The 12,590-nt window shown below is 62.5% G+C and carries 13 protein-coding genes; 4 read left to right on the top strand and 9 right to left on the bottom strand.

All coding sequences use genetic code 11. From position 1 onward, the window contains the following. Nucleotides 1-69: 69 nt before the first annotated feature. The 7 genes from dhaL to ACIOMR_RS12120 all read right to left on the bottom strand — a co-directional run bounded on the left by dhaL (nucleotide 70) and on the right by ACIOMR_RS12120 (nucleotide 7,380). Nucleotides 70-714 carry a dihydroxyacetone kinase subunit DhaL gene (gene dhaL / locus ACIOMR_RS12150; RefSeq protein WP_178912873.1) on the bottom strand — a complete coding sequence of 215 codons (645 nt, stop codon included), beginning with the start codon at nucleotides 712-714 and terminating at the stop codon, nucleotides 70-72. Nucleotides 715-717: 3 nt separating this feature from the next. Beyond that, on the bottom strand, nucleotides 718-1,719 hold the full coding sequence (locus ACIOMR_RS12145; RefSeq protein ID WP_178903700.1) for a dihydroxyacetone kinase subunit DhaK: 1,002 nt from the start codon (nucleotides 1,717-1,719) through the stop codon (nucleotides 718-720). 89 nt (nucleotides 1,720-1,808) lie between these two features. Then, nucleotides 1,809-2,924, bottom strand: a complete 1,116-nt coding sequence (locus ACIOMR_RS12140) for an erythritol/L-threitol dehydrogenase (RefSeq protein ID WP_008434653.1) — start codon at nucleotides 2,922-2,924, stop codon at nucleotides 1,809-1,811. 28 nt (nucleotides 2,925-2,952) lie between these two features. Continuing rightward, on the bottom strand, nucleotides 2,953-3,708 hold the full coding sequence (locus ACIOMR_RS12135; RefSeq protein WP_087694869.1) for an SDR family oxidoreductase: 756 nt from the start codon (nucleotides 3,706-3,708) through the stop codon (nucleotides 2,953-2,955). Between the two features lie 151 nt (nucleotides 3,709-3,859). Continuing rightward, nucleotides 3,860-4,867 carry a substrate-binding domain-containing protein gene (locus ACIOMR_RS12130; protein ID WP_087694868.1) on the bottom strand — a complete coding sequence of 336 codons (1,008 nt, stop codon included), beginning with the start codon at nucleotides 4,865-4,867 and terminating at the stop codon, nucleotides 3,860-3,862. Between the two features lie 39 nt (nucleotides 4,868-4,906). Then, entirely contained in the window at nucleotides 4,907-5,896 is a 990-nt protein-coding gene (locus tag ACIOMR_RS12125; protein ID WP_003215711.1) for an ABC transporter permease, read from the bottom strand. Then, nucleotides 5,893-7,380, bottom strand: a complete 1,488-nt coding sequence (locus ACIOMR_RS12120; protein WP_003215714.1) for a sugar ABC transporter ATP-binding protein — start codon at nucleotides 7,378-7,380, stop codon at nucleotides 5,893-5,895. Before ACIOMR_RS12120 ends, ACIOMR_RS12125 begins: the two co-directional genes overlap by 4 nt. A gap of 284 nt (nucleotides 7,381-7,664) precedes the next feature. Here ACIOMR_RS12120 and rpiB point away from each other — a divergent pair, with 284 nt between their 5' ends. Beyond that, nucleotides 7,665-8,126, top strand: coding sequence for a ribose 5-phosphate isomerase B (gene rpiB / locus ACIOMR_RS12115; protein WP_003215716.1), 462 nt, complete (start codon nucleotides 7,665-7,667; stop codon nucleotides 8,124-8,126). A 63-nt stretch (nucleotides 8,127-8,189) separates the two neighbouring features. Next, nucleotides 8,190-9,170: a sugar-binding transcriptional regulator gene (locus ACIOMR_RS12110; protein WP_003215718.1), complete on the top strand. Its 981-nt coding sequence runs from the start codon at nucleotides 8,190-8,192 to the stop codon at nucleotides 9,168-9,170. Between the two features lie 140 nt (nucleotides 9,171-9,310). Here the strand turns inward: ACIOMR_RS12110 and ACIOMR_RS12105 are convergent, their stop codons facing one another. Beyond that, nucleotides 9,311-10,264, bottom strand: a complete 954-nt coding sequence (locus ACIOMR_RS12105; protein WP_401194289.1) for an aliphatic sulfonate ABC transporter substrate-binding protein — start codon at nucleotides 10,262-10,264, stop codon at nucleotides 9,311-9,313. A gap of 138 nt (nucleotides 10,265-10,402) precedes the next feature. Between ACIOMR_RS12105 and ACIOMR_RS12100 the strand changes: the two genes are divergently transcribed. Then, nucleotides 10,403-11,008, top strand: coding sequence for a histidine phosphatase family protein (locus ACIOMR_RS12100; protein ID WP_003215723.1), 606 nt, complete (start codon nucleotides 10,403-10,405; stop codon nucleotides 11,006-11,008). A gap of 101 nt (nucleotides 11,009-11,109) precedes the next feature. Here ACIOMR_RS12100 and ACIOMR_RS12095 read toward each other — a convergent pair whose 3' ends face one another. Further along, nucleotides 11,110-11,550, bottom strand: a complete 441-nt coding sequence (locus ACIOMR_RS12095) for a GFA family protein (RefSeq protein WP_177039847.1) — start codon at nucleotides 11,548-11,550, stop codon at nucleotides 11,110-11,112. A 117-nt stretch (nucleotides 11,551-11,667) separates the two neighbouring features. Here ACIOMR_RS12095 and ACIOMR_RS12090 point away from each other — a divergent pair, with 117 nt between their 5' ends. After that, nucleotides 11,668-12,561, top strand: a complete 894-nt coding sequence (locus tag ACIOMR_RS12090; protein WP_087694863.1) for a LysR family transcriptional regulator — start codon at nucleotides 11,668-11,670, stop codon at nucleotides 12,559-12,561. Nucleotides 12,562-12,590 lie beyond the last annotated feature (29 nt).

The raw sequence follows: 12,590 nt of genomic DNA, 5'->3' as shown, positions 1-12,590 counted from the left end.
CGGCATTCCAAAGATGGAATTCGGTCGAAGGTGGGAGCGGGCTTGCTCGCGAAGGGGTCATTTCAAGCACTACACCAACCGCGGTTGAACCGAATCCGCCAATCGCGTCAGTATCAAGCAGCACGATACCGCCCCGGCATCCAGCACGCCCAACGAGCGCTCGCCCAGGCGGCTGGCACGCCCAATCTTCGCCACCAGATCCCTGGTGGAATCCCGCCCCCGCGAAGCAGCACTTTTCATCACCTCCAACGCCTCACTGAATGACGCCCCCGACCCATTGGCCTGTTCAAACGCTTCCACCGCCGGAATCAAGGTATCCATCAAACACTTGTCACCCACGCCGGCTTCGGTGATGTCCTGCAACGAGGTCAACCCGCCCCGCAGCAAATGGGCAAAGGTCGCCGCGTCAATCTGTTCGCTGCCGCGCACCTCATCCGCCATGCCGATAAACAGGCTGCCATACAACGGCCCCATGGAGCCGCCGATGCCTTCCATCAGGCTCAGTGTCAACTCATCCAAGGCTTCGGCCAGGGTCAGCTGGCGGCCTTCAATCGTGCGCCCGCAATGGGCAAATCCCTTGGCCATGTTGATGCCGTGGTCGCCATCGCCAATGGCGCCGTCGACTTCGCTCAGGTACTCGCGGTTGGCAACGATCACGCTGACCAGGTCGGCGACGATGGCGCTGCCGTCGTGGGTGGAGAAATGCTGGCTCATGGTTTAGTCCGCCTGGGTCATGCCGATGGAACGGCAGGGTTGGTCGATCAGGGATTTCAGCTCGGCGTCCAGGCCCAGCAAGGTCAGGGTCACGCCCATCATTTCCAGGGAGGTGAAGTAGTTGCCCACGTAGCAGCGGTGAATCTTCAAGCCCCTGGCTTGCAGCTGACGTTCAACCTCGGCGTAGAAAATGTAAAGTTCCATCACCGGCGTCGCACCCAGGCCCGAGACCAGCACCACCACGCTGTCGTCCTGGCTGAAGTCGCGGTCGGCGAGGATCGGTGCGAGCATGCGCGCGGCCATGGCTTCGGCGGATTCGATGGCGATGACTTCGATGCCCGGCTCGCCGTGATGGCCGATGCCCAATTCCATCTGCCCGTCGGGAATCTGGAAGTTCGGCTTGCCCACCGCTGCGATGGTGCAGGGCGTGAGGCCGATGCCGATGGAGCGGCAGTTGTCGACCGCTTTCTGGGCGACACGAATCACCCCGTCCAGGTCGTAATGCTGGGCCGCGGCCGCACCGCCGACCTTCCACATGAAGATCTCGCCTGCCACGCCGCGACGCTTGGCGATGTCGGCCTTGGGCGCCGAGGCCACGTCGTCGTTGGCGACCACGGTGCGGATGCGCATGTCCTTGCTGGCGGCCATCTTCATCGCCAGCTTCACGTTCATGTTGTCGCCGGCATAGTTGCCGTACAGGCACGCCACGCCGGCGCCGTGGTCGGCGGCACGGAAGGCGTCGAAGAAGCTTTTGGCGGTGGGCGAGGAGAAGATTTCGCCGACGGCCACGGCGTCCACCAGGCCCGGGCCGACATAGCCAAGGAACGCCGGTTCATGGCCGGAGCCGCCGCCGGTCACGATGCCCACGCGGCCCTGTGGTGACGGCTTGGCCTTGCCGATCACCCGGGGATTGGTTTCGTATTGGCGCAGCTCGGGGTGCGCGACCAGAATACCCCGCAGCATGTCCTCGACCACCTGGTCGGGATCGTTTATCACTCGATTCATAACGCGGTTTCCTGTGTTCTTGTTCTTGGTGTGGGAGCCAGCTCCCACAAAGAGCCCGGCGCCCGCAGGGTTTTGGGTTATTGGGCCAATCAGGGTTCCAGGACGACTTTAAGCGACTTGTCCCCGCGCTCCATCACCGCAAACGCTTCCTTGAAGTCCGCCAGGGCAAACTTGTGGGTCACCACGTCGCGCATGTCGATCTTGCGGTTGCCGATAAAGTCGATGGCGCGCGGGTACATGTAGGGGCCGAGGTGCGAGCCCAGCACGTCCAGTTCCTTGCGGTCACCGATGATTGACCAGTCCACCGTGGCCTCGTCGTTGAACACGCTGAATTCCACGAAGCGCCCCAGCTTGCGCAACATCGCCAGGCCCTGGTTCACCGCCTTGTGGTGCCCGGTGGCTTCGATGTAGATGTCGCAACCGTAGCCGTCGGTGATCTCGCGAATCTTCGCCATCACGTCGACTTCAGCCGGGTTCCACACTTCATCCGCACCCATGCGCAGGGCGAGGGCAGCGCGTTCGGGTTTCATGTCGAGCACGATGAGTTTTTTCGGGTTGCGCATGCGCACCGCACCGATGATCCCCAGGCCCAGGGTGCCGGCGCCGGCCACCACCACGATGTCGTCGAAATCCACATTCGCCCGTTCCGCCGCGTGCAGCGAGCAGGCCAGGGGTTCGATCAGGATGGCTTCGTCCGGGGCAATCGAGTCCGGTACTTTGTGGATGATGCCTTCCTTGGTGAAGATCATGTACTGGGCCATGGCGCCCTGGACGTTGTTCTGGAAGCCGTACAGGTCGTGTTTCTGGCACATCCAGTACTGGCCGTGGTTGCAGAAGCGGCAGCCCCAGCACGGCACGATCTGTTCGGAAATCACCCGGTCGCCGACCTTCACCCCGCGCTTTTCCGCGCCGGGGCCAAGGGCGACCACGCGGCAGACAAACTCGTGGCCGGGAATCATCGGCGGCTTCACGTAGCGCGGCTGCTCGGCGTCGCCCCAGAACGAGGGCGCGCCGCGGTAGGTCTTGATGTCGCCCATGCAGATGCCGCACAGCTCGACCTTGGTGAGGATCTCGTCGGGGCCGGGCGTCGGCACATCGACGGTCTCCAGGCGATAGTCTTCGGGGCCGTGACAGACCACGGCCTGCATGGTTTTCGGAATGACGGGGGACAGTTGTTCGGCAGTGCGTTCGGTAACGGTAGACATGACGATAAACCTCACGACAAAGGATCAATTACTGGATGCTGTAGCCACCGTCGATCACCACGTTTTCCCCGGTGATCATCTGTGCGGCGTCGCTGAGCAGGTACAACGCCAGCCCGGCGATTTCTTCCGGCTGGGCAAAGCGGCCCGCCGGGATCTGCAATTTGGCCCGTTCCCCCAGCTCGCCGGCCCAGGCCTTTTTGCCGAGGGCGGTTTCGACGATGGTCGGGGAGATGGCGTTGACGTTGATATGCGGCGCCCATTCCATGGCGAGCACCTTGGTCATGCCGACCACGGCGGCCTTGCTGGCGCAGTAGGCGACGTGACGGTCCAGGCCGATCACCGCCGCTTGGGAGGCGAGGTTGACGATGCGCCCGCTGCCCTGGGCAAGCATGTGCCTGGCGCAGGCCTGGGCCACGAAGAAACTGGCCTTGAGGTTGATGTCGAGAGTGGTGTCCCAGGCGTTTTCGCTGACGTCCAGGGCCTTGTCCAGCAGGGCGACGCCGGCGCTGTTGATCAGGTAATCCAGGCGTTTGAAGTGATCGAATACGTAATCGACGGTGCTGTGCACCTGGTCGAGTTGGCGCAGGTCCACGGCGATGCCGATGTTCCCGGCGCCGAGGCTGGCGGCGACTTCGACCACGGCCGGGTCGCGGTCCAGCAGGGCCACCCGCGCGCCGCGTTCCACCAGCAGGCTGGCACAAGCCAGACCGATCCCGGCGGCCCCGCCGGTGATCACGGCGCAGCGGCCGGTGAGGTCGAAGGCTTGATTCCAGAATCCAGACATGAACATGACTCCATTTTTCAGATCGGTGAAGATCCAATGTGGGAGCGGGCTTGCTCGCGAAAGCGGTGTATCAGGTGGCACATCTGTTGAATGATCCACCGCTTTCGCAAGCAAGCCCGCTCCCACACTTGACCGGGTTTCAAGTCAAAACTTACTTCGTACCGCTCACCTGCTGATACAGCGCATCCGCATTCGCATTGGTCACCGGCACCCACGGCAGGATGTAGTTCCTGGCGGTGCCGTCACCCCATTTCACGTCCTTGCCATAACGTTCCCAGATCACCGACTGCGGCTTGTAATCCTTGCCTGCAAGCGCCCGCAGCGCCACATCTAACGCGCCTTGGGACTGGGCCTGGGCGTCCTGCAGGAAGGTGGTCACTTCATCTTTCTTCGCCGCCTGGATCGCATCCGGCATGCCGTCGATGGACGTCACCGGCACATCCTTGGACGTCAGCCCATGGGACTTCAACGCCTGCACCGCGCCGAGGGCCATGTCGTCGTTCTGCGCGATCACCCCGTTGATGCCCTTGGGGTGTGCGTTCAGCCAGTCTTCGGTCAGGGCCAGGGCCTGGGCGCGGTCCCAGTTGGCGGTTTTCTTCTCGATGATCTTGATGTCCGGGTGCTTGCCCAGTACTTCCATCTCGCCCTTTTCGCGGTCGATCTGCGCCGACTGGCCAATCGGGCCCTGGATGATCACCACGTTGCCGCGGCCCTTGAGTTTGTCGACCATGGCCTGGGCCTGCAGGCGACCGCCTTCCACGTCATCGTTGCCGACATAAGGCACGTTGGCGTCGGCCACCTTGGTGTTGGAGGCGATCACCACCACGTCATTGCTCATGGCGGCCTTCACGGTGCCGACGCCGGCCTTGGTGTCGATCGGCACAAACAGGATCGCGTCGTAGTGCTGGGTCACCATGTTTTCAATCTGGTTGTTCTGGGTCAGTGCGTCATAGTTGCCGTCGAACACGGTCAACTGCACGGTGCCGTCCTTGACTGCGGGGTGTTCCTTCAGCTCGCGCACCCAGTTCTGCATGAACTGGCCCTTGAGCCCGTACACGGCGGCGCCGATCTTGTAGGTCTTGCCATCGGCGGCCAGGGTGACACTGCTGGCGAGCAGGGAGAGTGCCGCGACGGCGGCCAAAGTCGTACCAGGTTTCATGAGAGAACTCCGTTATTGTTGTAGTGGTAGTTTTCAGAACTAGCGTTTCTTCTTGCGCCACACGTCAATCAGCACTGCGAACACGATGATCAGGCCCTTGGCGACCTGCTGGTAATAGGAGGACACGCCGAGCAGGTTCAGGCCGTTGTTGATCACGCCGATCAGCAATGCGCCAAACAGCGTGCCGACAATCGTGCCGGTACCGCCCGACAGGCTGGTGCCGCCGATTACCACGGCGGCAATCGCATCCAGCTCATACGAGGTGCCGGCCTGGGGCAGGGCAGAGGTGGTGCGCGCCGACAGCACCACACCGGCCAGCCCGGCGAGCAGGCCCGAGACCACGTACACCGAAAACATCACCTTGCGCACGCCGATCCCGGAGGTGCGCGCGCTCTTCTCGTTGCCACCCACCGCGTACACATAGCGGCCGTAGGTGGTGTAGCGCAGTACCATCCAGAAGATCAGCGCGACCACGGCGAAGATCACGATCGGCACACCGATCGGGCCGATCTTGCCGATACCCAGCGCCAGGTAGGCGTCGGGCAGGTCAGTGATCGGGCTACCGTCGTTCAAGATGAAGGTCATGCCGCGGGCAATGCTCAACATGCCCAGGGTCGCGACAAAGGGCGGGATCGACAGGTTGGCGACCATAAAGCCGTTCACCACCCCGAGCATCGCCCCGGCGAACATCCCGGCGCTGACTGCCGCGAGCACGCCATAGCCCTGGGTCGCGACCATGGCGCTGCACAGCCCGGCAAAGGCCAGGATCGAGCCCACCGACAGGTCGATGCCCTTGGTCAGGATCACGTAGGTCATGCCCACGGCGAGGATCCCGTTGATCGAGGTCTGGCGCAGGATGTCCATCCAGTTGCGCCAGGTCATGAAGTATTCGCTGGCGAAGGCCATCACCAGGCACAGGAGGATGAACACCAGCGGCAGGCCGAAGCGGTCGAGGGACAGGCGCAGGCGGCTGCGGGGTGCGGTCGTGACGGGGGCGGCTGCAGGTGTAGAAAGTGATTTGGCATTCATGAGGCAAGACTCAACAAGGCTTCCTGGGAAAGGGCGGTATCGCTGCTGATGGTCACCAGCCTTCCGCCTTTGAACACGGCAATACGGTCACTCAGGTGCAGCAATTCCGGGGCTTCGGACGACACCACAATTGCCGCGCCGCCGGCGCGCACGAACTGGTCCAGCAAATGATAGATCTCCTGCTTGGCGCCTTCATCGATGCCCCGGGTCGGCTCATCGCACAGCAGGCAGATCGGCTGGGTCGACAGGCATTTGGCGAGCACCACTTTTTGCTGGTTACCGCCGCTCATGGATTCCACCGGCAGGTCCAGGGAAGTGGTCTTGATCTGCAGGCGCTTGACCATGTCCTGGGCCAGTTGGTTTTCCTTGCGGGCATTGATCAGCGACCAGCTCGACAGCTGCTTGTAGGCCGACAATGCAATGTTCGAGAGGATGCTGCCGCTGAGCACCAGGCCGCTGTCCTTGCGGTCTTCGGTGACCAGTGACATGCCGGCCTGGATCGTTGCCTTGGGCAGGCCGATGGGCATCGGTTTGCCTTGCAGGGTCACGCTGCCGGAGTCCGGCGTGGTGAGGCCGTAGATGCAGTTGAGGAATTCGCTGCGGCCCGAGCCCATCAGCCCGTAGATGCCGAGAATCTCGCCCTGGCGCAGTTGCAGGCTGATGTCCTGGAACTCGCCGGCGCGGCTCAGGCTGTCGACGTCCAGGCAGCATTCGGCGGCGCATTCGCGGCCGACCTTGTGGTCGATGCGGGTCAGTTCCTGGCCGACGATGCCGCGCACCAGGTGGGCGCGGTCGATATCGGCCATGCGCCCGGTCTCAACGAAGGCGCCGTCGCGAAAGATGCTGTAGTCGTCGGCAATCTGCGCCAGTTCACTGAGGCGGTGCGACACATAGATGATGCCGGCACCACGGGCGGTGAGGCGGCGGATGGCCTTGAACAGGGTTTCGGCCTCGCGCTCGCCGATGGCCGAGGTGGGCTCGTCCATGATCATCACCTGGCAGTCGTGGCTGAATGCCTTGGCGATCTCCACCAGCTGGATCTGCGCCACGCTCAGGCGATGCATGGGGCTGGTGGCGTCGACGTCGAACTCCAGGCCTTCCAGCAGTTCGCGAGTGCGCCGGTTGAGCTCCTTGCTGTCGACGATGCAGCCGGCGCGGCGCGGTTCGCGGCCCAGCCAGATGTTTTCGGCGACGGTCATGTAGGGAATGGGTTCCAGCTCCTGGGTGATCATCGCGATCCCCGCCGCGAGTGCTTCGCTGGGGCGGTTGAACTGAACGGGGGAGCCGTTGAGCAGGATGGTCCCGGCGTCACGCTGGGTGATGCCCATCAGGATACTCAGGAAAGTCGATTTGCCTGCGCCATTGCCGCCGCACAGGGCGTGGACGCTGCCGGCCCGCAGAGAGAGGCGCCCCTCACGCAGGGCAGGAATCCCGGCGTAAGCCTTGGCGACGTGTTCAGCCTGGAGCAGTAATGGCGTGGCCATCGGCGTGTCCTCGTGCTGTGAATTCTTATTAGGTCGCACAGTCATGTTTCGCTGTGAGCATATGTGTATCAAATGAAATTCTGATCAGTCAATCTCTTTCACTGAAAAGTTGTAAATGGATGGATTTGCGCAAAGTAAGCCGGTTTAGAGGGCTTTGACTGGAAGGTCAGCTAAATCCTGCTTGACAGGGCGACTGGAATATCCGAGAAATGACTGAGCTAAATTTCACTGAGTGATCATATGATCACTCTCCAGCACCCAAAACGGCAGCGGAGCCAAACGCCATGAACACACCTTTCCCGGTGGCTATCGGATGCGATGAAGCGGGTTATGAGCTCAAAGAACTGTTGAAGCGCCATATCGAGGCGCTGGGTTACCCGGTGACGGACTTCGGCACCCATTCCACGGCGCCGGTGCTGTACCCGGACATTGCCCTGGCGGTGGCCACGGCGATCAATGCCGGCGAGCAACGCTTGGGCGTGCTGGTGTGCGGCACTGGCATCGGCATGGCCATCTCGGCCAACAAAGTCCTGGGGATTCGTGCGGCCCAGGCCCATGACACTTATTCGGCGGAGCGGGCACGCAAGAGCAACGATGCGCAGATCCTGTCCATCGGTGCACGGGTGATCGGCGCGGAACTGGCCAAGAGCATCGTCAAGTCGTTCCTGGAGTCGGAGTTCGAAGCCGCGCGTTCCGGGGCCAAGGTCGACCGCATCAACGCGATCGAGCGTGACGGGCATCAGTAGTGGACGGAACGGGGCAAGAGTCGGGAGAATGCGCCTTTGACACCGAAACGGAAGCCCGTGCCCATGAGTGACAGTACCCAGCGCATCGCCAGCGACATCGACCTGATGACCGAAGTGGCAATGCTCTATTACCTTGAGAACGTCACTCAGGAAGCCATCGCCAAGCGCTTCGACCTGTCCCGGGCAAAAGTCAGCCGCCTGCTCAAACGCGCACGGGATGAAGGGATTGTCGAGGTGCGGGTGTTGCAGCACCCGGCGATGAACAACGAGCTGGAACAGGCGCTGGTGGAGCGCTTCCAGCTGGACCGCGCCTTGATTGCGGTGGACCACAGCGACCCGGACACCCAGCGCTCGGCGGTGGCGAGCCTGGTGGCCAACTACCTGAACAAAACCCTCAGCGACGGCATGATCGTCGCGGTTGGCATGGGGCGTAATGTCGGTGCGGTGGCCGATAATGTGTTTTTGCCGGTGACCCGCAACTGCACGTTTGTGTGCGCCATTGGCGGTTCGCTCAAGGCGGGTGAATACATGAACCCCGACCATATTTGCCGGCGCCTGGCCCTGCGGTTTGGTGGCGAGAGTGAAAGCCTGTACGCCCCGGCGCTGGTGGCCAACCCGGAACTGCGTGGGGTGTTGATCAGCAACGATACGGTGCGTTCCACACTTGACCGTGCCCGCCGTGCGGACATGGCGTTGATCGGCATCGGTGACATGAGTGAAAACAGCAACATGGTGCGCATGGGGTGGTTTTCGCCCCAGGAAATTGCACAGGCGCGGTTGTCCGGCACGGTGGGGGACATGATGGGTTATGACTTCATCGACATTCATGGCCAGCCGGCGGTCAACGCGATTCAGGGGCGGGTGATCGGGTTGACGGTGCAGGAGCTGTTTCGGATTCCGGATGTGGTGGCGATTGCCAGTGAAAACACCAAGGCGGCGGCAACGCTGGGGGCGTTGCGTTCGGGAGTGATCAATACCCTGGCGACCACGGTGACCAATGCTCACACCATCCTTGCGCTGGATGACGCGACGCGTAAAAGCTGACACCGCCGATAGTCCAGGCCCTGAACATCAACTGTGGGAGCTGTCGAGCCTTGGCGAGGCTGCGATGGCATCACCGCGGTATGACTGGAGTACCGAGTTGTCTGCATCGCGGACAAGCCCGGCTCCCACAATTGACTGCCTCAGGGTTTCCACACCTGCACATCCTGCGCATCCACCGCCTTGGGCAACAACCCCGCCTTGAAGAACGCGTCCGCAATCTTCTGCTGCTCCCCCAACTGATCCAGCGTCACCGGTTGCACCTCATAGCTGCGATGAGCATTGACGGCCTCGACAGTCTCCACATCCAGGTTGCCCCACAACGGCCCCAGCACTTTCGCGGCATCACGCGGGTGGCTCTTCACCCACTCGCCAGCCTGGTGCAACTGCTCGTACACCAGCTTCAGCACTTCCGGATGCGCCTGGGCATAGGGCGTACCCGTCAGGTAATAGCGCTTGTAACTGGCCAGCCCGGTACCGTCCGCAAGGGTGCGGGTGGGCAGTTGGCGCTGCACGCTGGTGAGGAACGGTTCCCACGTGACCCAGGCATCAACCTTGTTGTTTTCAAACGCAGCGCGGCCATCGGCGGGCGTCAGGTACGCCGGCTCGATATCGGAGAAGGCCAGCCCCGCCTTGTCCAAGGCAGCGATCAATAAATAGTGAGTGCCGGCGGCCTTGGTCACGGCGATTTTCTTGCCTTTCAAATCCGCCAGTTGCTGGATCGGCGAGTCCTTGCGCACCACGATCGCCTGGGCTTGGGGCGAGGGCGCTTCCTGGGCGAAGTAGGTGAGCTTGGCCTGGGCGGCCTGGGCGAAGATCGGCACGGTGTCGGCCACGTCGGCGCTGATATCCACGTTACCGACGTTGAGTGCTTCCAGCAGCGGCAGGCCACTGGGGAACTCGTGCCAGGTGACGTCGATGCCGTCGGCCTTGAGGGCTTTTTCCAGGGTGCCCTGGGTTTTCAGCAAGGTGATCAGGGTCGAGGATTTCTGGTAGCCGATGCGTACGGTTTCCTGGGCTTGTGTGCTCAGGGTGGTGCAGAGGCCCAGTGTGGCAAGGCCTGCGATGAAAAGGCGATGGAGCGAAAACTGGGGCATGGCGTGCTCGACTCTTAATGGATTAAGGTGAGCTTATTGTTCTAAAAAACATTCGATAAATAATTTTTCGATCTTAGCTTAGGCCTTTATCGGGTGCGCCGTTCGCGGCCTTTCAGCGTCAGGATGAAGGAGGGCGGTATGCAGTTGTATGTTGTTCGTCACGGCGAAACTCAAGCCAATGCCGAGGGGCGTTACCAGGGCTCGCTGGACATTGATCTCAACGAACGGGGCGTGCTGCAGGCGCGGGAGTTGCGGGAAAAATTGCCGGCGCAGATCGACGCCGTCATCGTCTCGCCGCTGCGCAGGGCTCAGCAAACGGCGGCCATTGTGTTTGCGGATGATGGGCTGCAACTGCCTACGCTGGATGCGTTTCGTGAGCGCGGCGTGGGGGTGTTTGAGGGACTGACCCAGGCGGAGGCGGCGCAGCGTTATCCCGACCTTTGGGCGCAGAATATTACCCGGCAATGGGAGCGGGCACCCACGGACGGTGAGTCAATCTCGCAGTTCGTCGAGCGCATCCGGGGCGGATTGAATCAGTTGCTGGTGAACCATGGGCAACAGGTGGTGGTGCTGGTTGCCCATGGGGTTGTCGCCAAGGCGATTCGCGCATTGGTTCGCGATGATTTCTCAGACTTCTTCGCCTGGCAGTTGCGCAATGGCGAAGTGCTGAGCCTCAACATCGACGCAGAGCCCAATGTGGCGAGGGAGCTTGCTCCCGTTGGGGTGCGAAGCGCCCCCTGGTAGGCCGCTGCGGTCTTTCAGGATGGGCCGGTCAATGCTTTTGGGGTTGCTGCGCAACCCAGCGGGAGCAAGCTCCCTCGCCACAGTGTGGGTGTGAGTCATGTCTACAGGGGAACGCTCAACGCCTGCGCAAACGCCTGGGGCGTAGGGCTTTCCGGCCAGGTCGGAACACCCTCCGCCAGCGTTACCCACGGCTGCTTGTGCCGCAGCCAGATATGCGCCACCGGCTGCACGGACGGGCTCTCATCCAGTGTCCCGACCCGCAGCACAACCAACCCCGGCGCGGCCGTCGTGGTGTTGCAGATCCGCGTATGGCACACCCCGCACAAACGATGTTCCGAGCGCTGCCCATCAACGTCATAGGCATATTCCGTCAGCGAACCTTCAACCCGCAGCGCATCCGCCGGCAACAGCGCGTGCAGGGCAAACGCGCTGCCGCTCCAGGTCTGGCAGTGGCGGCAATGGCAGGCATACACCGCCAGCGGCGCGTCGGTATCGAGGGTGTAGGTCACGCGGGCGCAGCGACATTGGCCGGTGAGTGTCATCAAAAACGATCCTGTGCAAAGTGAGGGCGAAAGCCCCATCGGTTATGCTCGCCAGCATGCCGCAGCCCCCGAAAAAAGAACATCCGCCAAAACTGCCCAGCGGCTCACAGGAAATGTATGAACGCCCCGCAACTCCAATGGGAAACCCAGCGCGCCTTCCTCGCCGTGTTGCGCACCGGCAGCCTGTCGGGCGCGGCCCGTTTGCTGGGGATCGCCCAGGCCACCGCGCGGCGACGGATCGAGGCCCTGGAGCAGAGCGTCGGGGTCAGCCTGTTTATCCGCTCACCCGCCGGGCTGTTGCCCACCGACACGGCCAAGGACCTGATCAGCCACGTTGAAGCGATGGCCGTTGCCGCCAACGCCTTCAGCCGCGCAGCCTCGGCCGACACGGCCCTCGCCGGCGGCACGGTGCGGCTCACCAGCGGCAAGCTGCTGGGCGTTGAAGTGCTGCCGCCCATGTTGCGCAGCCTGCGCCGTGATCATCCGCAATTGGCCATCGAACTGAGCGTATCCAATCGGCTGCAGGCACTTGCCCGGCAAGAGGCCGACGTCGCCGTACGCATCCGTCGCCCGGTCGAATCCACGGTGGTCGCGCGCAAGGTCGGCGACCTTCACGTAGGGTTGTACGCCGCACCCGAACTGTTGGCAGAGCAGGGCACGCCGGACACCGTTGCGCAATTGCACGGCTACCCGCTGATCGGGCCGGACCGCAACTTGCTGGAGATCGAATTCCTGGGTGAGCGCGGTTTCGACTGTTCGGCGCCCAGTACGGTGATTCGCACCGACGATCACCTCGCGCAGTTGGCCGCTCTGCGTGCGGGGCTTGGGATCGGCGTGTGTTCAGCCCAGGTGGCACAACGTCACGGGCTGGTGCGGGTGTTGCCCGCGCAGGTGGATTTCAAGGTTGACGTGTGGATCGCCATGCATCAGGACATGCGCAAGGTCCCGCGCATCGCCGTGGTGTTCGATGGCTTGGGCGCGGCCCTGACGGACTTCTTTCAGCCGCGATAACGCAACGCGTCAACCAACAATGCAAATGC

The sequence above is a fragment of the Pseudomonas sp. NPDC087814 genome (assembly GCF_044742865.1).
Lineage (GTDB): Bacteria > Pseudomonadota > Gammaproteobacteria > Pseudomonadales > Pseudomonadaceae > Aquipseudomonas.
Note: the sequence above shows the minus strand (reverse complement) of the source record. Positions and strands in the feature narration are given on the sequence as shown.